The organism is Streptomyces sp. NBC_01549 (assembly GCF_026339955.1).
Lineage (GTDB): Bacteria > Actinomycetota > Actinomycetes > Streptomycetales > Streptomycetaceae > Streptomyces.
Genome location: NZ_JAPEPW010000003.1, coordinates 477,907 through 501,225 on the forward strand (window position 1 = coordinate 477,907; position 23,319 = coordinate 501,225).

Genomic DNA, 23,319 nt, shown 5'->3' on the forward strand with positions numbered 1-23,319 from the left:
CCGGGCGGGCGCGAGGAGATCAATCGAGGTTCAAAGATGGGTTCTCACACCCGCTCGGTGTTTCGCAATCGAACACTGCGGCCACCCTCCGTGACCGCTCCCCAAGATCTGTGCCAGAACCCAAAACTCGCGAACATCCCAACGCTGTTAGACCGCCGCCTGCTGTTCAAACTCACGGACAAACGCTGTCCCTACAAGTGAACGGAGCCACCACGTCTGCTCGGCCTCCGCCTTCAGGATTCGCCTGACTTGACTTGGTGCAGAGAAGCTGGATCCAGTTCATGCCGCACGCCGGAGCGATCGAGGTCCGTGACATCGGATGGGCAGGCTGATCTACTCCCGGTCAGCCTCCGAGGGCTGATTCTCGGAATGCCGGGCGGACCGTGCCTCCTCAACGCTCTGCTGCAGCGCGGTCATGAGATCGACAGCAGGCTCAGGCTGAGACGGCTCGACTGGCTCGCCTCCCGAGGCGACGGCGGCAACGAGCTGGTCCAGGGCGTGGGCGTACGCGTCGTGATCTTCGCTGTCGTCCACACCGGTCATCTCCTGCACCACTACCTCAGCCAGCCGGCGCTCGCGGTCGCTGAGCGGGACGGCGGGGACCAGGTGGGCCAGGTCCCCGGGATCGCGGATCTCATCGCGCCAGTGCAGGGTCTGCAACAGCAGAAGCCCCCGGTACGGCCGGACCACCGCCCTGCGCTCGCGGCTGCGGATCGCGACCTTGGCCATGGCCACCAGCTTGGTCCGGGAGAGGACCTCCACCAGCAGCGCGTACGGGCGATCCGCGTCCGGTGCCGCGGGAGCGATGTAGTACGCCCGGTCGTAGCTGATCGGGACCACACCCTGCGGATCGATGAATCCCAGCACCCTGATCGTGTGCATGGTCGGCAGCGGCAGGCGGGCCAGGTCATCCTCCGAGAGCGGAAACATGCGGCCACCCGGCAGGGCGACACCGCGCCCGACCTCGTCATAAGGAATCTCGCGGCCCTCCGCCGTGCAGAAGCGGCGGTGCTCGACACGGCTGCCGTCAGCGGTGTGGATCTCATGGAGCCGCACGGTGTGTTTTTCGGTGGCGGCGTACAGCGAGACGGGAATCGCGACCATCCCGAAGGCGATCGTGCCCGACCAGGTAGCGGTGGCACTCATGCTTCCAGCCTCGGCGGCCGCAGCTCCCTCCGCATCCGGGAGCGGCCACGGCAGGACACGCAGCGACTGTCAACGCGAGGCCGGGGAGCTCGGTCAGCGGCGGCGGAGTTCCTCAGCCCAGTTCCGGAGCTGGTCTTCGAGGACCAGGTTGTCGCCGCGGGCCACGGTCTGGAGCAGCTGGGCGCACACGGTCGCTTCGGCGGCGAGGCCGGCCGGGCTGCCCAGCACGGGAAAAACGTCGCGGACGCGGGCGGCGGTGTTGGGCTGGATTAGTGAGTAGGCGTAGAGCGTGGCAGCGTCGAACCCCTCCGGAGCTCGCCCCCATCCCTCCCAGTCCAGAAGCCTCAGCGGCGCGGTGACGTTCGCCCAGTGCAGGTCGCCGTGGGCGGTGGTCCAGCACGGCACGGCCGGGGCCGGGATCCAGACGAACTCGGGGATGGCCCGGTCCATGTACTGCTGGCGTATGGCGACACGGTCGGTGACAGTTGCCGACACCTTCTCCAGCGCCTCCGTCAGGTCAGCCCACCAGGAGCCGGGCAGCTGGAGGTCGTACTGGAGGATCGGGTCGTCGGACAGGACCGGCTGGTCGACGCGGGCCGACAGCTCCGCCCGGTAGGCGGTGGTGTCGTCGAAGGCGTCGTGCACGCCCAGGAGCGCGGGCCGGTGCCCGTCGAGGTCGCCGAAGGCGTGCTGTGCGTCCAGAGCGCCGTCCTACAGCTTCCCCGACGCCTTGGCCTCCGGGGCGGACACCAGCCGCAGCCACGCGAGGGCGCCGGCGGCGGTGCGGGCCCGGGCACCCAGGGTGCGCCCGGCCCAACCCCAGAACTCCCCGCCCGGCTCGGTCTGGACCTCCAGGGCCTTCGCGGCAAGCGCGTGGTGGGCGCGCATGCGCTGTTCGACATCCGGGTCAGAGGGAGGCGAGTACATCGTTGATCCCCGCAATCGGGCAGTATCCGGAGGAAGTTGGGCGACCGCCGCCGTGAGGACCGCCCAGTTCAGACCCAGCGGTAGTTCTGGTCGGTGACGGCCGGGAGCTCGGCGTTGGCGACTTGGGCTCGAGGGGAGGACCGCCGTCGACACCGGCCACCAGGTGATCACCGCCATGGGCGGAGTCGACTCCGCCCGCACCACCAGCACCCTCACCGAACTCCGCCAAGGACTCGGCAGCCACCGGCACATCAGCACCGTACGAGACTTCCTCGACTACGCCGCCTGAGGCGCGCTACAGCGGCCCGGCCCGGGCCCGTCAGGTCCGCCGGCGGAACAGACTGCGGAGCCTGCCGGGCTCCTGGTCGTCGTCCCGGTCCGACTCCGCCTCTACGGCAGCCGCAGCTGCAGTGGCCACGAGGGCTGCTTCGGCGGCGGCCTTGTCACGGGTGACGTCGTCGGCACGGCAGCTCCCGCACACCGTCAGGTCTCCGGCCTCCCACCGGCTGCTGCGCCCCGTGGTCTCCTCCCAGCGGTCGTCCGTGAACTTCGCCCCGCACCGCGTGCACACCGGGCGGCTCGCCTCCCGTTCGGCAGCCCGCCGCCGTTCCTCTTCGGCTGTGGCCTGGGCGTCCTGGCGGCGGTAGAGGGCGTCGCCGTCGGGGTTGTCGAGCGCCTGGTGCAGTGTCTGCTCGAACCCTGAGGCGGCTCATTGGCACCGGATCCGGCCGGACCGCCAGAGGAGACCGGCCCGTGGCCGCCCGACGCGGTCACCCCCCGAGCGACGGCAACCGGACACGCTCCGACCAGCGCCGATTCATCATTACGGGGCCATACGGCCCGGGCAGCCCGTTCAGCCGCCCGGTGATCAGTAGCGTGCAGCACGTCAGCTACAGACTGCATGTCCGCGTCGCTTCGCGCGGGCTGCCCTGCGATGTGGAGGCGTTCTGATGGTGCCCCTCGGCGGTCTGCTCCCCCCGATCGGCCTGGAGATTCCCTGCTCCAGCTATGCGGTCGACGTGCCGATGAAGTTCGATGCGCTCGGCCTGGTCACCCTGGACTTCAGGGGCGGCATCAGGGTCCGGGTCGAGGCCAACATCGCCGGCGGCCTCGGCGGCGTGAAGTTGAAGATCATCGGCGAGGAGTACAGCGCCGACCACCCGACCCTCGGGCGCGTGACCCTCTCGCAGGCCGACATCGACACCACCCCGCTCAGCCTGCTCGAAGTCCTCGGCAACATGCCCCCGAAGTTCAAGAACACCCTGTTCCACGACTTCACCCTCACCATCGAGAAGCCCCCGGGCGGCGGCAGTGACCCGCTGGTCCTGTCCAACACCAAGACCATGACCACCCTGAACGACAGCCTCACCGTCTTCCCCCCGCAGGGCGCCGTCTACCAGCTCCAGCAGCCCGTGGAGTTCGCCCCGGTCGGAGAGCCGAGCAAGGCCGTCGCCCAGCTCCTGCAGCTCCCGATGACCCGCTCGCACAACCCCTGACCCCTCTTCGCGGCCCGGCGCCACGACGCCGGCGCCCGGCCGCGAAGGCCGGTCCAGCAGCGATCTTGTACTCATGGCCAGTAAAGGCCCGTCGGGAAAACGTCGGTAACTCGCGGAAGCAGAGGAACGGCGCCGGACTCCCGGGTGTGGGTGGACGGGTTGCCCAGGGCGAGCTCGTGCGCCCAGTAGGGCCGTTCGGGCAGCTGGACGCTGTGGAATGGTGTGGGCCGCGCCAGTGCTGCCGGTTCTGTTACGCCAGCCCGGCGTTGACCGGTGCAGCGCCGACCTGGTCGAGGTGATGCTGGCTGGCCCTCTCGACCTGCGGCGATCCAACTTCACTGTCACAAAAGGCCACTGGTCCAACTTCGGTGGCAATCGGTCCAACTCCGCTGTCACAGGAGTGCGTGCGTGTGACTGTTGGGTGCGTTTCTTCTTGAGGGACGAGAAACACCTGGTCAACGCGTTGGTCCTCCGGAAACCGCGTCACGGTAGATCGTGTCGTTCTTCCCGGAACGACCACGTCCGTACTGGTCACCGACGAGGTCCCTCCAGAAGAAACGCACCCGTGACTGTTGACGGGTGCCGCAGCCGGACCTGCTGGTCGCGTAGCGTCTTTGATCTCTGGTTGGCGAGTTCTTTGATTGATAGTTGGCGGCTCGGAGACCCCGGTCAGTCACGCAACGTGAATAGGGTCTCCGCCCGCCGCCGTGGATCAAAAGTGCGTTGCGATGCCGAAGACGCCGCGGAGTTGTGCCATGTCGTGACGATCGCGTTCCGAGGGCTCGTAGCCCTGGTGGAAGTAGACCTGCTGTTCGGCAGACAAGCACGGGGCTGACGTCCCATGAATGGTGCCCGTCACGAAGCATGAGGACGGGTAGGTGAACGGACGCTCGGGTTCGGGTGACGCCTGCACTGCTGAGCCGTCGTCGGCAAAGACCAGCGGGTGGAGGTCAATCTCTCGTCCGTCCGGTGCCGTCACGACGAATCGGATGGGCCTCCAGTTCAGGGTCTCAACGAAACCCACCTCATGGAGGGTAGCCAACACGGCGTCTTCCTGGTCCTGCCGGTGCATCAAGTCCAGGTCCCGATGGTCTCGCGTCTGCTCGCCGACCAGAGCGTCGATCCCCCATCCTCCACCGATCCAGACGTCCGCCTTCGCTTGTCGTAGCAGGGTCAGGACGAACAACACGTCGTCAGCTGTCATCACCTGACGCAGGCTAGAAGCGTCCGCCCAGGGCCGCGAACGTTTTCCTGTCCTTCAGCCTTCCGCTGACTGGTGGTGGCAGGGGCGAGCTCGGCGTGCGCAGCAAGAACACATCTTCGATTGACCGCACCCACAGTCACCAGACCGATCGCCCGCCAATCAGAAATCAAATCCGCCGACTAACCATCAAAGTCACAGTGCGGGTGGAGGGAGGTTTCTCCCCCGTCCGACTCCGGACTTTATCCACAGGCGACCTGTCAGAAGGTGATCAAAGACGCCGTGACCGGCACGGTGATCACCTCTGTGAGGAGCTGTCCATGTCCCAGACCCCCGCCGCTGCGCCGCTCGCCCCGATGTCCCCGAACGCGGTGATGACTGCCTTCCACTTCGTCCAGTCGGTTCAGGCCGGTGACACCGACACGGCCGGCATGCTCGCGGGCGCCGAGCCGCGGCTGCGCGAGCTGCTCATAGACGTCGCCGATCGCATCGTTACCCCGATCACCGCGCTGCCCAGCGCCGCCGAGGGCGATCCGTGCACGGACTCCTTCGCCCTGGAGGCGCTCGGGCGCATCTTCTCGACGCCGCAAGGGGCTGCCGAACTATCGTCTGGTGCGATACGCCGACGACTTCGTCGTGCTGGTGCACGGCACCAAGTCCGAAGCCGAAACACTCAAGACGGAGATCGGTGAACTGCTGGCCCGCAGACTGAAGATGACCCTCTCGGACGAGAAGACCCACATCACCCATATCAACGACGGCTTCGTCATCCTGGGATTCCACATCCAGCGGAGGCCCTGGTGCGATGGCCGTCGCGTCGTGCTCACCATTCCGTCCAAGCAGGCTTTGGCGTCGGTGATGCACAAGGTCAAGAAACTGACGGGGCGAAGTACGACGTCGCTCTCGTTGGAGGAGGTGCTGCGGTCGGTCAATCCGGTCCTTCGGGGCTGGGCTGCCTATTTCCGCTACGGCGCATCGAAGAGAACATTCTCCTACCTCGGTTGGTACGCGTGGTGGAGACTGCTTCTCTGGATTCGCTACAAGCACCCTCACCTGACCTGGAAACAGTTGCGGCGCCGCTATTACGGGGCAGACCGCATCGCAGAGGGTGGAGTCGTCCTCTACAACCCGGCGAAGATGCGGGTCCCGCGATACACGTTTCGTGGAGCGCAGATCAGCACGCCTTACAACATCGACGAGGTTGATCCCGACGGAGCACGTTTCCGGCGGACGAACCATGACGATGTGTCCTTCGTCGGCCAGGTCAGCGAATACCTCGCCTGATCCAGCGGATCACGTGGAGAGCCGGATGCTCGGCCAACGGGCACGTCCGATTCGGCGGGCGGGGACGGGAAAACCGACACCGGAAACGGTGCACGGCGTCTCGTCCCCGACCCAACATATGGAGCTGGACCGGCGCGGCGCCGAGCTGCTGTTCCAGGTTCTGACCGAGCGCGAGGAAAAGAACAGTATGGCCATCGCCTCCAACGAGTCCTTCTCTGCGTGGACCAAGACGTTCACCGATCCTCGGCTCTGCGCGGCCATCGTGGACCGGCTCACCTTCGGCGGCAACATCATCGAGACCGGCACCGACTCTTACCGGCTCGCCCACGCCAAGGCTCGCCAGCAGGCCGCCGCCAGCACTTGATCACACCTGCTCCGCCGGGGCGCGCATCAGGCGACTGCCGGCACTGGAGATATGAGACTTGACTCTCACAATATGTGAGAGGAAACTCTCACGTCATGGACTCTGGTAATCGGCTGGGCGATATCGAGATCACTGATCCGCAGGCGATGCGGGCGCTGGCGCACCCGGTGCGGCTGGCGATCCTCGAACGCCTGCAGCGGCACGGGCCGGCGACGGCGACGCAACTCTCGCCCGACGTGGGAGCAACCCCGTCAGTGACCAGCTGGCATCTGCGGCATTTGGCGGGCTTCGGCCTGGTCCGCGACGCCGAGCCCGGCCCGGACCGCCGCCAGCGGCGGTGGGAGGCGGTGGCGCGCGGCTTCCGGTTCGAGGTGCCGGAGGACCCGGACGACGAGGAGGGCAGGTCGGCCGCGCGGGTCCTGTCCCGGGAGATGTTCCTGCGCTCCGCAGACCTGCCGAACCGGTGGGCTGCCGAGGTCGAGCCCAAGCTCGAACCGGCGTGGCAGCGGCTTGCGGGTCTGTCCAACACCCGCGTCGTCGTCTCCGCCGACGAACTCGCCGCCATCGAGGACGCGATCGAACGCATCCTCGCGCCCTACGTGACGCGTGACGAGGCCGCGCGTCCGGCCGAAGGCCGCGGCGTCCGGCTGCTGCGTTACGCCTTGCCCGAGGGCGCCGGGGATCAGACCGGCGCGACGTCATGAGCGCTGCAGACCAGGCCATACCCGTATCACTGTGGCGTGACCAGCGGTTTCGTCGATTCTGGGCCGGCCAGTCGATCTCGCAGTTCGGCGACCGGATCACCGAACTGGCCCTGCCACTGATCGCGGTGGGGGCGCTGCACGCTTCGGCCAATCAGGTAGCGTGGCTGACCGCGCTCATCTGGACCCCGAATCTGCTCGCGATCGTCCTCGGTGCCTGGGTCGACCACCGCATCCACAAGCGGCGCCTGATGGTTCTCGCCGACCTGGTGCGCGCCGCAGTACTGCTCTCCCTCCCCGCTGCCTATCTGCTGGGGGCGGTGACACTTGGTCAGTTGTATGCCGTGGCGTTACTGACCGGCGCCGCAGGGGTGCTGTTCAACACCGCCTATCCGCCGTTCTTCGCCCACCTGGTGCCCCGGTCGTCCTACGTCGACGCGAACAGCAAGCTCAGTGCCAGCCGTTCCGCGTCATTCGTCGCCGGCCCGGCGATCGGTGGTGTTCTGGTCCAGGCGTTGACCGCTCCCGTCGCCGTCGTCGTCGACGCCCTGACGTTCCTGGCGTCCGCGATTCTGGTCGGTCGGGTTTCGATCGATAAACCGCCAGCCGCCCCTGACCAAGCGACGCCCCGGCTGCTGCGGCGTGCCAAGGAGGGACTGGTGTTCGTCATCCGTCACCCGGTGCTGCGGGCGAGCCTCGGGTGCGCGGCGACCGTCAACTTCTTCACCTTTGTCGCGGGCAGCGGACTGATCGTGCTGTTCGCCAGCCGGAACCTCGGACTGACCGCGGGAGTCATCGGCATGGCGTTCGGGATCGGCGCCACCGGCTCGCTCCTTGGCGCGGTGATCGCCCCGAAGGTCTCGCGAAGGCTCGGCGTGGGCCTCAGCATCGTCGTGGGCGCTGTGTTGTTCCCGGCACCGATCGCCATCGCCGCTGCTGCGGGCGGCCCCCTCTGGGCTCGCGCCGGAGCCTTGGCCCTGGCCGAGTTCCTCTCCGGCGTCGGCGTCATGCTGTTCGACGTCAACCTCAACTCCCTTCAGGCGGACGTGATCCCCGATGGCATGCGCAGTCGAGTGGCCGGCGCGTACAGCACGATCAATTACGGCTTACGCCCTGTGGGCGCCGTCCTCGGCGGCCTCCTCGCCACCCTCATCGGCCTCCGGGTGACCCTCCTCATCGGGGCCGTCGGCGGAGCGCTGTCGCTGCTCTGGCTGCTGCCCTCGCCGATACCACGCATCCACTCCCTGACTCCCGACAATCCGGTAGCTGCAGACAGCGACACGGACTCGGACGCGCGACCAGTGCCTTCCTGACCCGCCGTCGAACCATCCGGGTCCGAGCGGAGACCTCCCGAACCCGACGGCCGGCACATACATGCCGGGCCGCGGTCGCCCAGCGCGGATAGTGCTTGGGCGCCCCGTGGCATCGCCCTCGTGGATCGGATCCGTGATCCGCTGCGAGGGTAGAGGGTGGGGCCAAAATACTCGTTCAGATCATTTCCCGAGGCGTTGTCACGTTGTTGGGTGCGTGACTGTCTGATGGTGCGTCGGGGTGTGGTGGGTCTGCGGTCCGGGCCTGTGTTCAGGCCGTGGCGGGCAGGCTGGCAGTGCCGGTGATCTGGTCCCAGATGGCGAAGCGGATGGTCATCTCGGCGCGGTGGTCGAAGGCTGTCATCAGGTGGCGGTGGGGTCGGAAGTGGGGTGAGATGCCGCTGAACGCGGACAGGAACCGCTGGGCTCCACCGGTACTGCGGAAGCCCTTCATCGCGCGTTCACGCTGCCTGGTGGGCTGGTGGCTGTTCTCGGCCCGGTTGTTCAGTCCCTTGTGCGAGCGGTGCTCGACGGAGGACATGACCTCACGGTGGGCCGCGCCGTAGGAACGCAGCTTGTCCGTGACGACCCCCCGCGGCACCGCACGCGTCCTCTTCATCAGACGGCGGAAGAAGCGCCGGGCCGCGGCCTTGTCCCGCCGGTTCTGCACGAGGATGTCGAGCACGTTGCCGTCCTGGTCGACGGCCCGCCACAGGTACTTCAGCTCCCCGTTGACCTTGATGAACACCTCGTCCAGATGCCATTTATCCCCGGGCCGGGGACGGCGGCGGCGCAGTCCGTTCGCGTAGGCCTGGCCGAACGTGGCGCACCAGCGGCGGATCGTTTCGTAGGAGACGATGACGCCTCGCTGGAGCAGCAGCTCCTCGACCTCGCGGAAGCTGAGCGGGAAGCGGAAGTACAGCCACACACAGTGCGAGATCACCTCGACCGGGTACCGGTCCCCCTGTACGACGGCGACGCACTCCCCACCGACAACCCCCCTACAGCAGATCAACCCGAAGATCATCCCACCCGGTCAGCCAACGTGACAGCGCCGCTTCACCCAGTTCCGCAGCGCCTCGCGGGACCCGATGCCGAGCTTCTCGGCCACCGCCTGCAGAGCGGCCGTCTCGTTCGGGTGGTCATCGCGCACCTCGGCGACCATGCGCACCGCACGGCGGCGGAGCTCAAGGGGGTAACGGGAAGGTCGTGCCATGACTCGATCATTTCATGAAATCGAGTCTCCATTCGAGCCGGGGCGGTTCAGCCCTGCACCTTGATGCGCAGTTGGAGGGCTCACCGGTCACCTGACTGCGAACCGTCCGCGGACGAGCCGACCGCCAGAGGGCCGAATGCGCGCCATTACTGTCCACATCTGCGGCCAGGCACACGCGGCCCCTGTGAGTTGAAGACATCAGGAAATGCCCGTGGATCGACCCGGCCCCGAGTGCCTCGCCCCGCGGGAAGGCGTCTGAGGTGCACGGCGGCGGCCCAACCGAACAGAAGGCGATCAATAATGGCTTCGATCAGTCCGACGCCCGAACCCGATCCGCGCAGGTGGCGGGCGCTCGGGATCATCTGCCTGGTACAGGTGATGCTGCTGCTCGACGTGACCGTGGTCAATGTCGCTCTTCCCCCCATACAGCGGGATCTTGGCTTTACGACCACCGGCCTGGCATGGGTCGTCAACGGTTACACCGTCACCTACGGCGGACTGCTGATGCTCGGCGGGCGCCTGGGTGATCTGCTGGGCCGCAGACGCCTGTTCCTGATCGGTCTGGCGGTCTTCGCGCTCTCGTCGGCGACCGCCGGAATAGCCCAGCAAGCCGGTGTACTCGTCGCCAGCCGCTTCGTACAGGGCATCGGCGCCGCACTCGTCAGCCCGGCGGCCCTGTCGCTGGTAACACTGCTGTTCACCCGGCCACAGGAAAGGGCGCGGGCGATGGCCATCTGGAGCGGCCTGGCCGGAGTCGGCGTGGCCCTGGGCGTCGTACTCTCAGGCATCCTGACCGACCTCGCCTCCTGGCGCTGGATATTTTTCATCAACCTGCCCATCGCCGCCTTCGCGTTTCTCGCCACCCCCAAGCTCGTCTCCGAGAGCCGGGCCGCCAAGCGCGGCCGGCCTGACGTCCTGGGAGCCATCCTGGTCACCCTCGGCCTGCTCCTGCTCGTGTTCGGCCTGCTGGAGAAGGGCAACCACGCGTGGCTCTCGTTCTCCGTCCTGGGCTGCGTGGGGATCGGCGTCGTCCTCTTGATCGGCTTCGTGTTCGCCGAAGCCCGCGCCGCACAGCCCCTGGTACCCCTCGCATTCCTACGCTCACGCAACCGGAGCATCGCCAACATGGTCCGCGTCTGCTACTACATCGGGTTCGCCACCTTCTTCTTCTCCCTGAGCTTGTATATTCAGCACATATTGCATTTCTCCACGCTGGCGACCGGGTTCGCCTTCGTACCGTTCGGGTTTGTCATTCTGTTCAGTGCCACCGTGGTGGCACCGCGCCTCCTCCCCCGGTTCGGGCTGCGGACGCTGAACGGAGGAGGCCTTGCGATCTCCACGATCGGCTACGTTTTCCTTGCCGGACTGAGCGCACATGGCACCTATGTGGCCGATGTGCTGCCTGGGCTGATCCTCGTACCGCTGGGAGGCGGCCTGGTCCTCGTCGGATCCACCGTCGCCGGAGTGGACGGCGCCACGGGTGAGGACGCGGGCATCGCCACCAGCATGAACAATGCGTCCATGCAGATCGGCAGCGCCATCGGTCTGGCCGCCCTGGTCTCACTGGGCACCAGCCACGCCACCGTGCTGCAGCACGCGGGAGTCGACCCCACGACCGCTACCGCGCGCGGCTACGCCTTCAGCTTCGCAGTCGCCGCTGCTGTGACGGCCTTCGGCGCGTTGCTCGGCTTCGTCGGGATCCACCCGACGGTAGCCAAAGTCGGGACCGTGCGGGAGAACGCCGAGCAGCGAGCGGCCTGACTCGCCGTCGGCAGAGAAAGCATGAGCCTGCGGCTGAGGAGGTGGCGAGGGCCGCCAAGGTCACGCTGCCCGATCCTCGTGCACCTCTCGACACGTAACACCGTCACTTAGTGCGTTGTGGCAAAGGGAGTCCCTGTTCGATGAGCAGGGACTATTCCGTGTGCGGAGCATGATTGCGGAGGGATAGGGGCAGGCAGCGGACGGCTTGTTGTGGATCGAGGAGGGTGCGATGCCGTCGGTGCTGGGGTTGATGGAACAGCGTGAGGCGCGGGCGAGGCGGGATCTGGAGTCTTGGACGGAGGTTCTGGAGCAGGCTCAGGCGGAGGTGGATGCCGCGCGGGAGCGGGTCGAGCGGGCCCGGGTGGGGCGTGAGGAGCTCGTGTCGGTGCTGGCCGAGGAGAGCGACGTTGATACGCCGGTTTCCGTGTCGTCTGGCGGTGAGACGGCTGCCGGTGTGGGATCGAGCGGCCCCGGCGCGGGGCAGGGCGAGCGGCCGCCGGTGTGGCGGTCGGGCATGGGCGAGGAAGCGCTCAGGGGCTTGTACCGGGAGGTGTTCGCCGCGGTGGTGGCTGCGTCGGGGCCGGTGAACGGAGTGGAGCTGACGCGGGCGGTGGGCCGGGAGGCGGAGATCAAGAACGAGGTGGAGAAGATCCGTCACCGTGCCTATGTGCTGGAGAAGCGGGGCTGGCTGGTGCGGGCGGGGGACGGACGGTTCATGCCCGCGCCCGCAGCAGTCGGCCGGGGCGCCTCTCCGGCCAGCGCGGAGCGTCCCCGGCCAGGCGCCTCGACAGCCTGATCACAGCGGCCCACCACACCATCTGGGTGTGGTGGTCGGGGCGGCGTTCGTGGTCGCGGTTGAGGCGGCGTGAGCGGGAGAGCCAGCTCAGCGTGCGCTCCACCACCCACCTGCGGGCCAGTACGACAAATCCGCGCCTGCCGTCGGAGCGGCGCACGACCTCGATCCGCACTCCGTGGCGGGCAAACGCCTTCGCCAGTGCCGGACCCTGGTAGGCGCTGTCGACCCACACCAACTTCAGCAGCCGGCCCGGCTGGTCCATGAACGTCTCCAGCAGCGCGGGGGCGGCCTTGGAGTCGTGCACGTCGGCCGTGGTCACGGTGACCTCCAGGAGCAGGCCCTCGGTATCGGTCAGGATGTGACGCTTGCGCCCGTCACGTGACTTCCCGCCGTCGTATCCGCGGCTGTCCTCGCCGACGGTCTCGGAGGCGTCCACCGACTGACTGTCGATGATTCCCGCGCTGGGCTCGGTGTTGCGGCCTGCGCGTTCCCTCGCCACGCAGCGCAGGCGTTCGTGCAGCTCACGCACGTAGTCGCAGGCCCGCCAGCGGCGGAAGAAGTCGTAAACCGCCCGCCAGTACGGGAAGTCGACCGGCAGGGCCATCCACTTCACGCCGTTGTCGACCAGGTAGCGCACAGCGTCGAGCATCTCGCGGTGGCAATACGCCTCCGGACGCCCGCCCTGCTTGAGGAGCCAGGCCGGTACCGGCATCGCCGCGCGGACCTCGGCCCACTCCGCGTCCGTCATGTCACTGGGATAGCAGCCTGCCCGCCGTCCCGGAGCGATCGAACCGAACCTGTGCGCGTAGCAGTCGCACTCCGGGGTGACCGCGGTGGACGCGGGTACAGCAGAGATGGTCAACTGGTCGGACAACGGGTCTCCTTGCTCGTGACCGGCCTCAACAACCACGTCACTACCAAGGGGCCCGTTTCTTCATGCCCGCGACCACACCGGCAACTCTGTCCGAACGATCACCCGCGCCGCAGGCTTCGAACGAGATCCGGTTTGCCACAACGCACTTAACCTCAATACCGGGTAACTTAGGGCTTTGGTATCCGCTTGACCCGTTTGGGTTTGGTGGCGCCAACGATGGTGACGGCCGCAGCACATGAGCGGTCTGCAACGCGGTGGGCAGCGCGTTTGAGGGGCCAGCTGGCGACTTTGCGTTTGATGACGCGGGGGTTGGCCCGGCGGCGTCGCCGTGGCAGGAGGCGTTCGAGGAGTTCAGCGTGGGTGGCTTTGACCGCGCGGGCGAGTCGGCCGGGGGGAAAATGCCGCCTGGTCGGTGACCTGGCGGCGCACGACGCGCAGTGAGCGGGTGAAGGAGATCCGGTCGGGGTCCCGGTCGGCTTGTCGTGCGGCCTGGTGCATCAGGTGCCGGATGGCGTGGTGGACGAGCAGGAAGCCGTAGAGTTCCTGCTCGGCTCCGTCAGGGTGCTGCGAACGCAGTACCAGGTGTGGCCCGCCGAGGTGGGTCTTGATTTCGTCGAGGGTGGACTCGAACTCCCATCGCTGGGCGTAGAGGGCGGCCAGTTCCGCGGCCGGGGCCTCGTCCGGGTCGAGGATCGTGGTGATGAGCCGGTAGACGCCCTCATGGCCGACGATGGTGTATTCCACCGCGCGTACTGGCCTCCCACGACGGGTGTGGTGGATGTCGCTGCGATCGAAGATCTCGGTGAGATACGAGCCGTCCGACAACTGCTCGACCACCGGCAGCACGAGGTCTTTGCGGACTCGCCACAGCAGGTCCGCCCCCGTGGCCGCGGCGGTGCGCCACAGGTCCACGCCGTAGAAGCCACGGTCGGCCAGCAGCAGCATTCCCGGCCGCAGGGACACCAGGACCGCCCGGGCCAGAGCCTGCTCTCCGGTGCGCAGAGCTCCGGTCGCAACATCGAAGACGGCGTGGGTACCGCACTCCACCAGGCCGACCATACGCAACTGCGGGTAGCCGACGTCCTGTTCACCGCGCCCGGAGCGGGGCGGACGGCCGAACGCCTCCACGTTCGACTTCGTGTCGGGCAAGTCGAATGTGGTGCCGTCGATCGCGGTCAGCCGCCAGTCGCGGTAGAAGGCGCCCTGAGTGTCCGGTGTGGCAACCGGACGGCACACCTGCGCGAACAACTGCCGCAACGGCGCCACCCCCAGCCGGGACCTGGCTTTCCAGATCGCCGCCGTACTCGGCACCACCCACGACGTACGCCAACGCCGAGCACCCTGCAAACCGGCCGTCAGCAGTCCGGCGACCTCCTCATAGCTCTGCCCGGAGAACAGGCACATCGCCAACACGAAGTAGACACCAGCCGGGCCGGCAACAGCCGGTTCCGCTGCTGCACCCGACCCGTCTCCGCCAACACCTCGTCCACAAGCGACTGAGGAAACGCCTGTGTCAGCACCCCGACCGCGACCCGGTCCGACAACCGCTCACCAGATGACTTCAGCCGACCCGCTCTTGCCACGCCAACAACAACAACAACCGGATTGCCTCTAAGTTACCGGTATTGAGGCTAACGGAGTCCTATTTGGGCTCTCTCGACGATCCCCCCGCTACACAGCCGGAGGTCTCCCGCGATCTCGGTCAGGGCGGGCAGGTGGGTGCCTGGCTCGGTGCACGAGAGCCGCACCCAGCGGCGCACCGCCTGCACGTCGTCGTCGCTCGCCACCACGCTGTCCGCCGTCATGCCTGGCCCCTGCTCTCCGGTGATCCGATGCGGGAACCAGCCTGGTGCGCCGCATAGTGCGGGCGCCACGACTTGCCAGGCGGATGCGGACCGCGCCGGCGTGAAGAAGAACTGGCCATAGCACTCTCGTCGTCTCACAGGGGGCGTCAGGAAGGGTAGCGTGCCATCACTGAGCGATGCCACAGTGAGGGGAGATAGTCGCCGGTGGGTACTCAAGCGCCGAGCCCGTCTGCTCTCAGTGCGTTGTGGCAAACCGGATCTTGTTCGGGCGGCAGTGGGTGATCGTCTGGACGGAGGTTCGGGTGCGGTCGTGGGCATGAGAGAACGGGCCCCTTGGTAGTGACGCGGTTACGACACCAGCACGACCAAGGAAGCCCGTTGCCTGATCAGTTGAGCAGTATCTCTGTGCCTGCGTCCACCGCGGTCACCCCTGGGTGTGACTGCTACGTGCACCGGTTCGGTTCGGTCGCTCCGGGACGGCGGGCGCGGTGCTATCCGAGTGACATGACGGATGCGGAGTGGGCCGAGGTCCGCTCGGCGATGCCGGTGCCGGCCTGGCTCCTGAAGCGGGGCGGGCGTCCGGAGGCGTACTGCCACCGGACAATGCTCGACCAATGCCACGAAGTTAAGGCCCTGTTGGCGGTGTCAAGCGTGGCGAGAGACAGAAGGGACCTCTGCTATCCAGGGGATCGACCAAGATCTTCCTGAGAAAGCAGAGGCCCAGTGGCCAAGTCTGTCATGGGCGGAACCGATGACGTGTTCGCGCCTGGTCATATTGGTGAGTTAACGCAGGTCATCCCACCCGAGTTGGTCGATGCGGTACTGGACGAGACCGGGGCGCGCGAGCGACGACTTCGGAGCCTCCCCTCCCGCGTCGGGGTGTACTTCGTGCTCGCGCTCGGGCTGTTCGAGCATCTGGGCACCGGACTGGTGTGGGGCAAACTCGCAGCCGGACTCGCCGCCCGGGTGCCGCAGCCGTCAGAGAAGGCACTTCGCGACCTGCGTCGGCGGGTCGGGGTGGCCCCGCTCAAGCGGCTGTTCGACGTGCTGGCCGGCCCGCTTGCCCAGCCGTCCACACCGGGAGTGCGCTACCGCCGCTGGCGCACGGTGGCCTTCGACGGCTGCGGGAGCCTGTCCGTTCCCGACCACGAGCGCAACCGGTCATGGCTCGGCCGCACCGAACGCCGCTACGGCCCGACTGGCCACCCCCGGCCGATGCTCATGACCCTGTGCGAAACAGGCACCCGCGGCCTGATCGCAGCGGTCTTCGGCCCCGCCTCCAAGGGCGAGACCGACTACGCCCACGACCTGACCGGCCACCTGACCCCGGACATGCTCCTCCTGGCGGACCGCGCCTTCGACAGCAACGACCTGCTCGCAGACATCGCAGCTCAGGGGACTCAGTTCCTGATACGTGCTACCAGCACCCGACGACCGCCGGTGCTGGCGCTGCTGCCCGACGGCTCCTACCTGACCCGGATCGGCGGCCTCCCGCTGCGGGTGATCGAGGCCGAGATCCACTCCCGCACCGCCGACGGCGGCGACTTCGGCGGGACCTACCGCCTGCTGACCACCCTCAACGACCACCGCACCGATCCCGCCGACCACCTGGTGCGTCTCTACCACGAGCGCTGGGAGATCGAGATCACCTACCTGGCGCTCCGTCACACCCTGCTCAGAGGCCGGGTCCTACGTTCGAAGGACCCGGTGGGCCTCAACAAGGAGATGTGAGGACTACTCACCCTCTACCAGGCCCTGCGCTCGGTCATGGTGACCGCGGTGGAGACACTGCCCGGCTGCGATCCCGACCGAGCCGGCTTCACCGTCGCTCTGGAAGCCGCCCGCGACACAGTGGTCAGCCTGGTCGCAACGACCGCGACCTCAGGGCCGAGCAGCCCCTCCGACCTGGTGGGACACATCGGCACCCGCGTTCTGCACGCGCTGCTCCCCGGGCGCCGGATGCGCCTGTCCGCCCGCATCGTCAAGTGCGGAACCTCCCGCTACAACATCTGGAACCGCGACGGCCGTCCACGCGCCAGCACACCGATCACCGCCATCGAGATCACCGTGCACCCACCAGCCCTGCCCAGCACTCAGGACCCGAGCCGGGCCCTCTCCTGCCGCTGGGGCCAGGTCTGCCAGCTCTTGGCCGCGAACTCCAACCAGGCCATGCACACCCGGAACATCGCACGGCATCTCGGGCTCCCCAGCTCGGGGCGCCCCCTCAGCAGCCTCACCGCGCAACTCTGCTACTGGGCCCGCAACGACCGACTCATCCGCACCGCGCCAAGCACCTACAAGATCACTCTCCCTGAAGCCTTGACACCGCCAACAGGGCCTTAACTTCGTGGCATTGAATGCTCGACGCGGTGCGCTACTGGTCGACAACGGCGTGAAGTGGACGGCTCTGCCGGTCGATTTCCCGTACTGGCGGGCGGTCTACGACTTCTTCCGCCGCTGGCGGGCCTACGACTTTGCGCGTGAACTGTACGAACGCCTGCGACGTTCGGCGAGGGAGCGCGCCGGCCGCAACGCCGAGCCCAGTGCGGGAGTCATCGACAGTCAGTCGGTGGACGCCTCCGAGACCGTCGGCGAGGACAGTCGCGGATACGACGGCGGCAAGTCACGCGACGGCCGCAAGCGCCACATCCTGACCGACACCGAGGGCCTGCTCCTGGAGGTCACCGTGACCACGGCCGATGTGCACGACTCCAAGGCCGCCCCCGCACTGCTGGAGACGTTCATGCAGCAGCCGGGCCGGCTGCTGAAACTGGTGTGGGTCGACAGCGCCTACCGGGGTCCGGCGCTGGCGAAGGCGTTCGCCCGCCACGGAGTCCGGACCGAGGTCGTGCGCCGCTCCGACGGACAACCCGGATTTGTCGTACTGGCCCGCAGATGGGTCATGGAACGAACGCTGAGCTGGCTGGCCCGCTCACGCCGCCTCAACCGCGACCACGAACGCCGCCCCGACCACCACGCCCAGATGGTGTGGTGGGCCGCCGTGATCAGACTGTCCCGGCGCCTGGCCGCAGACGCTCCGCGTTGGCCGGAGAAGCGCCCCGGCCGACTGCCCCGGGCTCAGGCATGAACCGTCCGTCCTTCGCCCGCACCAGCCAGCCCCGCTTCTCCAGCGCACAGGCACGGTGCCGGATTTTCTCCACCTCGTTCTTGATCTCCGCTTCCCGGCCCACCGCCCGCGTCAGCTCCACTCCGTTCACCGGCCCCGGAGCGGCCACCACCGCGGCGAACACCTCCCGATAGAGACCGCTGAGCACCTCCTCGCCCATGCCCGACCGCCACACCGGCGGCCGCTCACCATGCCCCGCGCCCAAGCCGCTCGATCCCACGGCGGCAGCCATCTCACCACCAGACGGCACGGAAACCGGCGTATTCACCGGGCTCTCCTCAGCCAGCACCGACACGAGTTCCTCACGCCCCACCCGGGCCCGCTCGACTCGCTCCCGCGCGGCATCCACCTCTGCCTGAGCCTGCTCCAGGACCTCCGTCCAGGACTCCAGATCCTGCCTCGCCCGCGCCTCACGCTGTTCCATCAACCCCAGCACCGACGGCATCGCACCCTCCTCGATCCACAACAAGCCGTCCGCTGCCTGCCCCTACCCCAAGGCGATCATGCCCCGCACACGAAGAAGCCCCTGCTCATCGAACAGGGACTCCCTTTGCCACAACGCACTCACACTCCTGGCACAGCCACCCCTCTGGAACCGAGGCCGCGCTTCCGTTTTTGCACCCGCCCGCCAGTGGCACACGCTGTGATCTTGGGTCCCAGCGCGACGACGGAGAACTCCTGCTTCACCTCCACGCCAGGGGGACGTTGGCGCAGGATGTGCTCGTCATGCCGCAAGGGCGGCGAAGCGCACCCACTGCGGCGGCACCGCATCGGGCGCGTAGGTGTTGCCCGGTGCGTGAGAGGTACAGCACTGCTTCATCCGCCGGTTGAACTCGTCGGTGTACAGCACGTGCAGCCCGTACACCCACATCGCCGTTCCTGCCCAGAGCACCTGCTGGCCCGCCCGGCCCGGAGCGTGGGGGATCTCCATCTCTTACCAGTTGCCCTCGTCACGTGAGACCAGGTCCTTGCACCTCTCGAGCCCAACTATCGGTCGGATGAATTGGCCAACGACGAATCGTCACGACGGGATGAGGTGGGCGTCTTCGCGTGCCCCCGGTCATCTCTCGCGCGAAGTCAATACCGGGATGTGCACACTTCTGTAAGGTGGTGTGCATGACGGAGACGACTTACTCGATCGTGGAAGCCCGCGCCCGCCTGGGCGCCATCGCGCGCGAGGTCAGCGCCACCCGTGAACCGGTCGCCATCACCGACCACGGGCAGACCATCGCGATACTGGTCAGCCCCGCTGACGCCCTCGAACTGCAGGAGATGCGGGCCCTGACCGCCTACCGTGAACGCCAGGCCCGGGGCGAGAGCGCCGGCATCCCGCATGACGAGGCTTACCGCCGCGTGTTCGGCGGAGCTAACGACGGGGTGCGCGATTGAGGTCGGGCCGTGTTGGCCTGGCGGGTTGGCTGGTGGTTGATTACCGCATGGCCGCGCGGTCGGAGACCAGGCCGGCGATGGCCTGGTAGGTCTGGTCGAAGTACTCGCGGCGTCCGATCCAGCGTTGCAGGGGCCGCCACTGCTTGTGCTCGGCGTTGGCGTGCTCGACGCAGATCCGCTCGGAGGACTGCTGCTTGCGCGCTTCCTCCCAGGCCGCCAGGTCCTCGGGCGGGGCATCCTTCTTCGGCTTCAGCGGCGGCGCTTGGACCTGGGCGGGGAACTGCTTGGCCAGTCCCCGGTAGCCGGCGTCGACCTTGGCCTTGACCTGGGGGAACCTCTCGAACAGGTCGCAGATGCCCTCGGTCTTCAGCGCGGTCTGGTCGTGCTGGCGGCCGGGCCGGAAGGCACCCGCCCACAGGGTCCGGCCCTTCTCGTCGGTGACGACGGTGGCCTTCTTGGTGTTCTGCCGCATCTTCCCGGAGATGAATGCCCGGCGTCCGGGCTTGTTCGCCCGTGGACGTCGGACCCGGACCTCGGTGGCGTCGATCCGCAGTTCCACTCCGTGGGAGGCGGCGTAGGCGAAGACATCGGCCAGGGTGCGAAGGCGCAGGTCGGGACTTCCAGGGACGGCGAAGCCGCGGGCGGCGAGCAGGGGGCGGATCTCGTGGACCGCGCGGGTGATCGTGGAGCGGTCCACCTCGTAGAACAGGGCGAGGACGGCATGCGGAAGCTGGAAGCGCAGGATGACCAGGGTGGCGACGACCCGGTCGGTGAAGACGAGTTGGTGGTCGGGACCCGCTCCGGCGGCGCGCTGCCGGTCATGGCCCCGGCGTTCACGCAGCTGGGACTCCTGCCCGGCCACCCACGGCCCGGCCAACTCCGCGACCAGCTTGCCCAGGCGACGGCGCGGGATCCCGGTGCAGATACGATGGCTCAAGGCCGTGCGGGCCCCTCTTGACGTCACAATCATGATCGTCCCGCACGGCCGTTCGCATGCTCAGACCGGGGTTTCAGCTACCGCGCACCACGTCGTAAGGGCTCGCAGAGAATCAACATGCGTGTTTGATGTTGTCCGGGGATTCGGTGCCGTAGGCGTCGAGGTAGGCGGCCACGTCTGCGGGGGTGGTGAATCGTGCTGTGGAGCGGGGGACGGTGTATTCGTGCTGGTCCAGGAGGGGTTGGGTCTCCTGGATTGTGCGGGTGATGGTTTGCGAGCTGGTCTCGAAGAGTGCGCCGAGGAGGGCGTGGGTGAAGCAGCCGCGCTGATAGAGGACGGTGGCCAGGATCCGGTCGGGGTCAGTGAACGCCTGCCTGGGGCCCGCCCCGGGGGCCGCTGTCGTTCGTGGCCGCGTCGGTGACGGCGCTGGTGTTCCCGCTGGGCGGCCTGGATTGGCGCCAACCTGCTGATCAGGGCGTCCAGTTGTGCGCGGGTGAGGCCGGTGAGTTCCGGGTCGGTGAGCCGGGCGTGCTGGCGGGCACCCCATTGCCGCGGTTCCGCTCCGTGTGGAGTGCCGGTGGTTGTGGGGCCGCGCTGCTGGGCGTCGAGCGTGTAGTTCCAGTCGCCGTGGAAGCGGTGGCGGGTCATCGCCAGCGCGTCGACCTGGGCGTCGTCGACTTTCACTCCGGTGGGGTAGGCGCCGGTGTCGAGTTCGGCGCGGACCGTCAGTCCGGTGCGGGTGGTGGTCGCCGCAATGGACTGCAGAATGACTTCATGGCTGGTCAGGGGCCTGCCGCGCCAGTTCATGGAGATGTGGGAGAACAGCCGGTGCTCAATCCGATTCCACTTCGACGTGCCCGGAGGTAGGTGACAGACGGTGATTTCAAGGCCAGTCTCGGCGGCCAGGGCGGCAAGTTCGGTCTTCCACGCCCGGGTGCGGTAGCCGTTGGAGCCTCCGGCGTCGGCGGTGATGAGCAGACGCCGGGCGTGAGGGTAGTCGCCCTGTCCGGCCCCGCGCCACCAGCGGCGGATCGAGGCGACCGCGAAAGCGGCGGTGTCGTGGTCGGTGCCGACACTGACCCAGCCGGAGTTCCCGGCGATGTCGTAAATCCCGTACGGGATCGCCTTGCCGGGCCCCTCCCGGTCCAGGAAGTCATGCGTCTTGACCTTCACTGGATCGCCCGTGGGCTGCCACTCACGCCCCGCGTTCTTGTACTCGCCGACCATCTCCTTCTTCTTGCTGTCCACGCTGACCACCGGGTCCCCGGCGCCGATGTGGTCCTTGGCCTGCTCGTTGATGTAGTGGAACTGGGCATCCCGGTCCGGGTGCTGCTTGCCCTCCAGGGTCTTGGAGTTGGCCTGCAGGCTGAAGCCCTCCTCCCGCAGCAGGTCACCGACCGTGTCGGCGCTGACCCTGTGCCCCTGGCGGGTCAGCTCGGCGGCCAGGTTCCGGGTCGACTTGGTCGTCCACCGCAGCGGCGACATCGGGTCCCCGCGCATGTCCGGCTCGACCAGGGCCAGCAGCGCGGGCCGCAGCCCCGCATCAAGGTCAGCGGCCTTCTTCCGGCCGCCACCGGGCCGGCGGACCCGCCCCAGCGGCTCTACTCCCGCCTCCAGCTCATCCACCCCCTTCCGGACCGTCGTCTCGCTGGCGTCGGCTGCCCGAGCAACGGCCCGGATCCCACCGTGGCCCAGGAGACGGGCCTCGGCTCCCATCAGCAGACGCTGCTGCCGCTCGTCCAGGTGAGGGAACAACACCTCAAACTTCACCGCGAGTTGAACACGAATCTCATCGGGGATGCGCATACCACGCCAACGAACCGAATCACGGGAGGCAACATGTTGATTCTCTGCGAGCCCTAAGGCGTGAGCTACGAGGTCATCTGGGAGCCCGAGGCCCTCGCCCAGGCGGAGCGGCTCGCCAAAGTCGACCCAGCCGGGGTGCGTCAGGTGTTCACCGCCGTCGACCGCCTCGCCGACGCCCCTCGGCCCGACGGCGCGTTCGGCAGCGCCGACGTGCTGCGCATCCACGTCGGGATTTACCGCGTGATGTACGAGATCAGCGACCAGCAGGTCCGCGTCAGCGTGATCCACCTCGGACGCGTGCGCTGAGCAGACCGGGTGCGCCGACCGGGCCCGGGGGTTGTCCGGCCGGTCAGCGTGTGAACCGTTCCGGGTTCGATAGACCTGCTGTTTTTGCGGGTTTTGGTAGTGGGTGGTTTCGTATTCGGCGGGTGGGACGTGGCCGATCTCACCGTGGAGTCGACGGTGGTTGTACCAATCGACTAGGGACAGGCGTGCACCGGGTAGTAGACGCGCTCGTCCGCCCAGCAGGTGGTCACGGTGACCACACCACGGTCGATCTTCCCGACCGAGCCGAGATACTGCTTGCCCACGTGTGCGGTCGCGCTGCCGTCCTTGCGGTCCCCGGAATCGTCGATGACCAGCACCCCGCCGTGATGCGGCGCAGTAGCCGGGTCGGCCAGCAACAACTCCAGGCGGCGGACATTGACCTGCTCGCCGTCCCAGGTCGACTCGGACAGAAAGAACTGCAGGCGCTGCACCGCCGCATGCTGGGCACCCACCACGGGCTCCGTGCCGGCCAGGCAGGTCAGCGTCTTGTTGCGGTCCCGCGGCAGCAACAGCCCGGCCAGGTACTCGCGAAACCCCAGCCGCTGCGCCAACGTGGAAAAGAGGTCATCGAAGCGGGCGGCATAGGCTTCCAGCGGGCCCGGTGCGGGCGGACACGGCAGCCGTTTCGTCATCTCGGGCTCCCCAGGCCGTAGTTGACGCCTTCACCTCACGGCCTACTCCCGCACGAACCCGCCGTCAACAAACCACCGCTAGGCCCTCCCACGGCGGAGTGCGCGCGCCTGTCGGGTTCTGGTTGGAGCGCGCCTCGGTCTCGACCGGGGCGAATCTCACGTCGGGGGCCGGGCCCGCCTGCGGCGGGGAAACAGGGGCCATACCCGGGGATCCGGTCCG

General features: G+C 67.7%; 25 protein-coding genes and 3 pseudogenes. 13 read left to right on the forward strand and 15 right to left on the reverse strand.

The features are described from left to right. Positions 1 to 333: 333 nt before the first annotated feature. The 4 genes from OG819_RS48385 to OG819_RS48400 all read right to left on the reverse strand — a co-directional run bounded on the left by OG819_RS48385 (position 334) and on the right by OG819_RS48400 (position 2,644). A complete protein-coding gene (locus OG819_RS48385; protein ID WP_266637958.1) occupies positions 334 to 1,146 on the reverse strand; it encodes a Ku protein in 813 nt (270 codons plus the stop codon). A gap of 93 nt (positions 1,147 to 1,239) precedes the next feature. Beyond that, positions 1,240 to 1,791: a hypothetical protein gene (locus OG819_RS48390; RefSeq protein WP_266637960.1), complete on the reverse strand. Its 552-nt coding sequence runs from the start codon at positions 1,789 to 1,791 to the stop codon at positions 1,240 to 1,242. A 66-nt stretch (positions 1,792 to 1,857) separates the two neighbouring features. Beyond that, positions 1,858 to 2,073: a hypothetical protein gene (locus tag OG819_RS48395; RefSeq protein ID WP_266637962.1), complete on the reverse strand. Its 216-nt coding sequence runs from the start codon at positions 2,071 to 2,073 to the stop codon at positions 1,858 to 1,860. A gap of 319 nt (positions 2,074 to 2,392) precedes the next feature. Continuing rightward, positions 2,393 to 2,644 (reverse strand): hypothetical protein, encoded by a 252-nt coding sequence (locus tag OG819_RS48400; RefSeq protein ID WP_266637966.1) that lies wholly within the window; start codon positions 2,642 to 2,644, stop codon positions 2,393 to 2,395. A 379-nt stretch (positions 2,645 to 3,023) separates the two neighbouring features. On the opposite strand from OG819_RS48400, the gene OG819_RS48405 reads away from it, so the two are divergent. Beyond that, entirely contained in the window at positions 3,024 to 3,569 is a 546-nt protein-coding gene (locus tag OG819_RS48405) for a hypothetical protein (protein ID WP_266637968.1), read from the forward strand. 712 nt (positions 3,570 to 4,281) lie between these two features. Here OG819_RS48405 and OG819_RS48410 read toward each other — a convergent pair. Next, positions 4,282 to 4,773 carry a nucleotidyltransferase domain-containing protein gene (locus OG819_RS48410; protein WP_266638733.1) on the reverse strand — a complete coding sequence of 164 codons (492 nt, stop codon included), beginning with the start codon at positions 4,771 to 4,773 and terminating at the stop codon, positions 4,282 to 4,284. Positions 4,774 to 5,090: 317 nt separating this feature from the next. On the opposite strand from OG819_RS48410, the gene OG819_RS48415 reads away from it, so the two are divergent. The 5 genes and pseudogenes from OG819_RS48415 to OG819_RS48435 all read left to right on the forward strand — a co-directional run bounded on the left by OG819_RS48415 (position 5,091) and on the right by OG819_RS48435 (position 8,432). After that, positions 5,091 to 5,462, forward strand: a complete 372-nt coding sequence (locus OG819_RS48415; RefSeq protein WP_266637970.1) for a hypothetical protein — start codon at positions 5,091 to 5,093, stop codon at positions 5,460 to 5,462. Then, on the forward strand, positions 5,383 to 6,054 hold the full coding sequence (locus OG819_RS48420) for a group II intron maturase-specific domain-containing protein (protein WP_266637972.1): 672 nt from the start codon (positions 5,383 to 5,385) through the stop codon (positions 6,052 to 6,054). Before OG819_RS48415 ends, OG819_RS48420 begins: the two co-directional genes overlap by 80 nt. Before the next feature lie 115 nt (positions 6,055 to 6,169). Further along, positions 6,170 to 6,418, forward strand: a pseudogene (locus tag OG819_RS48425) (ATP-binding protein); the annotation flags it as partial. Positions 6,419 to 6,513: 95 nt separating this feature from the next. Continuing rightward, positions 6,514 to 7,122 (forward strand): helix-turn-helix transcriptional regulator, encoded by a 609-nt coding sequence (locus OG819_RS48430; RefSeq protein ID WP_266637974.1) that lies wholly within the window; start codon positions 6,514 to 6,516, stop codon positions 7,120 to 7,122. Next, positions 7,119 to 8,432: an MFS transporter gene (locus tag OG819_RS48435; RefSeq protein WP_266656052.1), complete on the forward strand. Its 1,314-nt coding sequence runs from the start codon at positions 7,119 to 7,121 to the stop codon at positions 8,430 to 8,432. The genes OG819_RS48430 and OG819_RS48435 overlap by 4 nt, the downstream gene beginning before the upstream one ends. A gap of 268 nt (positions 8,433 to 8,700) precedes the next feature. Here OG819_RS48435 and OG819_RS48440 read toward each other — a convergent pair whose 3' ends face one another. Together OG819_RS48440 and OG819_RS48445 are read right to left on the reverse strand one after the other, a co-directional pair. Then, positions 8,701 to 9,456 (reverse strand): IS6 family transposase, encoded by a 756-nt coding sequence (locus OG819_RS48440; RefSeq protein ID WP_266656054.1) that lies wholly within the window; start codon positions 9,454 to 9,456, stop codon positions 8,701 to 8,703. 9 nt (positions 9,457 to 9,465) lie between these two features. Further along, positions 9,466 to 9,645 (reverse strand): hypothetical protein, encoded by a 180-nt coding sequence (locus tag OG819_RS48445; RefSeq protein WP_266421392.1) that lies wholly within the window; start codon positions 9,643 to 9,645, stop codon positions 9,466 to 9,468. Positions 9,646 to 9,945: 300 nt separating this feature from the next. On the opposite strand from OG819_RS48445, the gene OG819_RS48450 reads away from it, so the two are divergent. Both OG819_RS48450 and OG819_RS48455 read left to right on the forward strand, forming a co-directional pair. After that, positions 9,946 to 11,406 carry an MFS transporter gene (locus OG819_RS48450; RefSeq protein WP_266637978.1) on the forward strand — a complete coding sequence of 487 codons (1,461 nt, stop codon included), beginning with the start codon at positions 9,946 to 9,948 and terminating at the stop codon, positions 11,404 to 11,406. 229 nt (positions 11,407 to 11,635) lie between these two features. After that, positions 11,636 to 12,202, forward strand: a complete 567-nt coding sequence (locus OG819_RS48455; protein ID WP_266647764.1) for a hypothetical protein — start codon at positions 11,636 to 11,638, stop codon at positions 12,200 to 12,202. Here the strand turns inward: OG819_RS48455 and OG819_RS48460 are convergent. The 3 genes and pseudogenes from OG819_RS48460 to OG819_RS48470 all read right to left on the reverse strand — a co-directional run bounded on the left by OG819_RS48460 (position 12,120) and on the right by OG819_RS48470 (position 14,881). After that, on the reverse strand, positions 12,120 to 13,076 hold the full coding sequence (locus tag OG819_RS48460) for an IS5 family transposase (RefSeq protein WP_266647766.1): 957 nt from the start codon (positions 13,074 to 13,076) through the stop codon (positions 12,120 to 12,122). The two genes, OG819_RS48455 and OG819_RS48460, sit on opposite strands and share 83 nt — an antisense overlap. Positions 13,077 to 13,427: 351 nt before the next feature. After that, positions 13,428 to 14,659 (reverse strand): annotated as a pseudogene (locus OG819_RS48465) (IS4 family transposase). A 48-nt stretch (positions 14,660 to 14,707) separates the two neighbouring features. Next, positions 14,708 to 14,881: a hypothetical protein gene (locus OG819_RS48470; protein ID WP_266637981.1), complete on the reverse strand. Its 174-nt coding sequence runs from the start codon at positions 14,879 to 14,881 to the stop codon at positions 14,708 to 14,710. 807 nt (positions 14,882 to 15,688) lie between these two features. Here OG819_RS48470 and OG819_RS48475 point away from each other — a divergent pair. Genes OG819_RS48475 through OG819_RS48485 form a run of 3 tightly spaced genes read left to right on the forward strand, consistent with a single transcriptional unit; the run spans position 15,689 to position 17,969 of the window. Continuing rightward, positions 15,689 to 16,612, forward strand: coding sequence for a transposase domain-containing protein (locus OG819_RS48475; RefSeq protein WP_266656056.1), 924 nt, complete (start codon positions 15,689 to 15,691; stop codon positions 16,610 to 16,612). A 48-nt stretch (positions 16,613 to 16,660) separates the two neighbouring features. Then, a complete protein-coding gene (locus OG819_RS48480) occupies positions 16,661 to 17,224 on the forward strand; it encodes a hypothetical protein (protein ID WP_266637983.1) in 564 nt (187 codons plus the stop codon). A 10-nt stretch (positions 17,225 to 17,234) separates the two neighbouring features. Beyond that, on the forward strand, positions 17,235 to 17,969 hold the full coding sequence (locus OG819_RS48485) for an IS5 family transposase (RefSeq protein WP_266656058.1): 735 nt from the start codon (positions 17,235 to 17,237) through the stop codon (positions 17,967 to 17,969). On the opposite strand, the gene OG819_RS48490 is transcribed toward OG819_RS48485, so the two are convergent. Next, the gene (locus OG819_RS48490) at positions 17,887 to 18,453 is read right to left on the reverse strand and encodes a hypothetical protein (protein WP_266656060.1); all 567 of its coding nucleotides are present in this window, start codon (positions 18,451 to 18,453) and stop codon (positions 17,887 to 17,889) included. The genes OG819_RS48485 and OG819_RS48490 overlap by 83 nt on opposite strands. 279 nt (positions 18,454 to 18,732) lie before the next feature. Then, positions 18,733 to 18,939, reverse strand: coding sequence for a hypothetical protein (locus OG819_RS48495; protein ID WP_266656062.1), 207 nt, complete (start codon positions 18,937 to 18,939; stop codon positions 18,733 to 18,735). Positions 18,940 to 19,124: 185 nt separating this feature from the next. Between OG819_RS48495 and OG819_RS48500 the strand changes: the two genes are divergently transcribed. Next, complete coding sequence (locus tag OG819_RS48500) at positions 19,125 to 19,397, forward strand: type II toxin-antitoxin system Phd/YefM family antitoxin (protein WP_266656064.1); 273 nt, start codon at positions 19,125 to 19,127, stop codon at positions 19,395 to 19,397. A gap of 40 nt (positions 19,398 to 19,437) precedes the next feature. On the opposite strand, the gene OG819_RS48505 is transcribed toward OG819_RS48500, so the two are convergent. Beyond that, on the reverse strand, positions 19,438 to 20,367 hold the full coding sequence (locus OG819_RS48505) for a transposase (RefSeq protein ID WP_266647792.1): 930 nt from the start codon (positions 20,365 to 20,367) through the stop codon (positions 19,438 to 19,440). A 79-nt stretch (positions 20,368 to 20,446) separates the two neighbouring features. Then, positions 20,447 to 22,140 (reverse strand): annotated as a pseudogene (locus OG819_RS48510) (ISAzo13 family transposase). A gap of 60 nt (positions 22,141 to 22,200) precedes the next feature. Between OG819_RS48510 and OG819_RS48515 the strand changes: the two are divergent. Further along, positions 22,201 to 22,446, forward strand: a complete 246-nt coding sequence (locus tag OG819_RS48515; protein ID WP_266656077.1) for a type II toxin-antitoxin system RelE/ParE family toxin — start codon at positions 22,201 to 22,203, stop codon at positions 22,444 to 22,446. A gap of 173 nt (positions 22,447 to 22,619) precedes the next feature. Here OG819_RS48515 and OG819_RS48520 read toward each other — a convergent pair whose 3' ends face one another. After that, complete coding sequence (locus OG819_RS48520; protein ID WP_266637992.1) at positions 22,620 to 23,099, reverse strand: transposase; 480 nt, start codon at positions 23,097 to 23,099, stop codon at positions 22,620 to 22,622. Between the last annotated feature and the right edge of the window lie 220 nt (positions 23,100 to 23,319).

Excerpts from the sequence above, each read along its gene's own strand:
- OG819_RS48430 (WP_266637974.1), top strand. The coding sequence starts at position 6,514 with ATGGACTCTGGTAATCGGCTGGGCGATATCGAGATCACTGATCCGCAG.
- OG819_RS48405 (WP_266637968.1), top strand. The coding sequence starts at position 3,024 with ATGGTGCCCCTCGGCGGTCTGCTCCCCCCGATCGGCCTGGAGATTCCC.
- OG819_RS48450 (WP_266637978.1), top strand. The coding sequence starts at position 9,946 with ATGGCTTCGATCAGTCCGACGCCCGAACCCGATCCGCGCAGGTGGCGG.
- OG819_RS48490 (WP_266656060.1), bottom strand. The coding sequence starts at position 18,453 with ATGCCGTCGGTGCTGGGGTTGATGGAACAGCGTGAGGCGCGGGCGAGG.
- OG819_RS48440 (WP_266656054.1), bottom strand. The coding sequence starts at position 9,456 with ATGATCTTCGGGTTGATCTGCTGTAGGGGGGTTGTCGGTGGGGAGTGC.
- OG819_RS48415 (WP_266637970.1), top strand. The coding sequence starts at position 5,091 with ATGTCCCAGACCCCCGCCGCTGCGCCGCTCGCCCCGATGTCCCCGAAC.
- OG819_RS48500 (WP_266656064.1), top strand. The coding sequence starts at position 19,125 with ATGACGGAGACGACTTACTCGATCGTGGAAGCCCGCGCCCGCCTGGGC.
- OG819_RS48520 (WP_266637992.1), bottom strand. The coding sequence starts at position 23,099 with ATGACGAAACGGCTGCCGTGTCCGCCCGCACCGGGCCCGCTGGAAGCC.
- OG819_RS48455 (WP_266647764.1), top strand. The coding sequence starts at position 11,636 with ATGCCGTCGGTGCTGGGGTTGATGGAACAGCGTGAGGCGCGGGCGAGG.
- OG819_RS48395 (WP_266637962.1), bottom strand. The coding sequence starts at position 2,073 with ATGTACTCGCCTCCCTCTGACCCGGATGTCGAACAGCGCATGCGCGCC.
- OG819_RS48435 (WP_266656052.1), top strand. The coding sequence starts at position 7,119 with ATGAGCGCTGCAGACCAGGCCATACCCGTATCACTGTGGCGTGACCAG.
- OG819_RS48470 (WP_266637981.1), bottom strand. The coding sequence starts at position 14,881 with ATGACGGCGGACAGCGTGGTGGCGAGCGACGACGACGTGCAGGCGGTG.
- OG819_RS48495 (WP_266656062.1), bottom strand. The coding sequence starts at position 18,939 with ATGGAGATCCCCCACGCTCCGGGCCGGGCGGGCCAGCAGGTGCTCTGG.
- OG819_RS48505 (WP_266647792.1), bottom strand. The coding sequence starts at position 20,367 with ATGATTGTGACGTCAAGAGGGGCCCGCACGGCCTTGAGCCATCGTATC.
- OG819_RS48410 (WP_266638733.1), bottom strand. The coding sequence starts at position 4,773 with ATGACAGCTGACGACGTGTTGTTCGTCCTGACCCTGCTACGACAAGCG.
- OG819_RS48385 (WP_266637958.1), bottom strand. The coding sequence starts at position 1,146 with ATGAGTGCCACCGCTACCTGGTCGGGCACGATCGCCTTCGGGATGGTC.
- OG819_RS48445 (WP_266421392.1), bottom strand. The coding sequence starts at position 9,645 with ATGGCACGACCTTCCCGTTACCCCCTTGAGCTCCGCCGCCGTGCGGTG.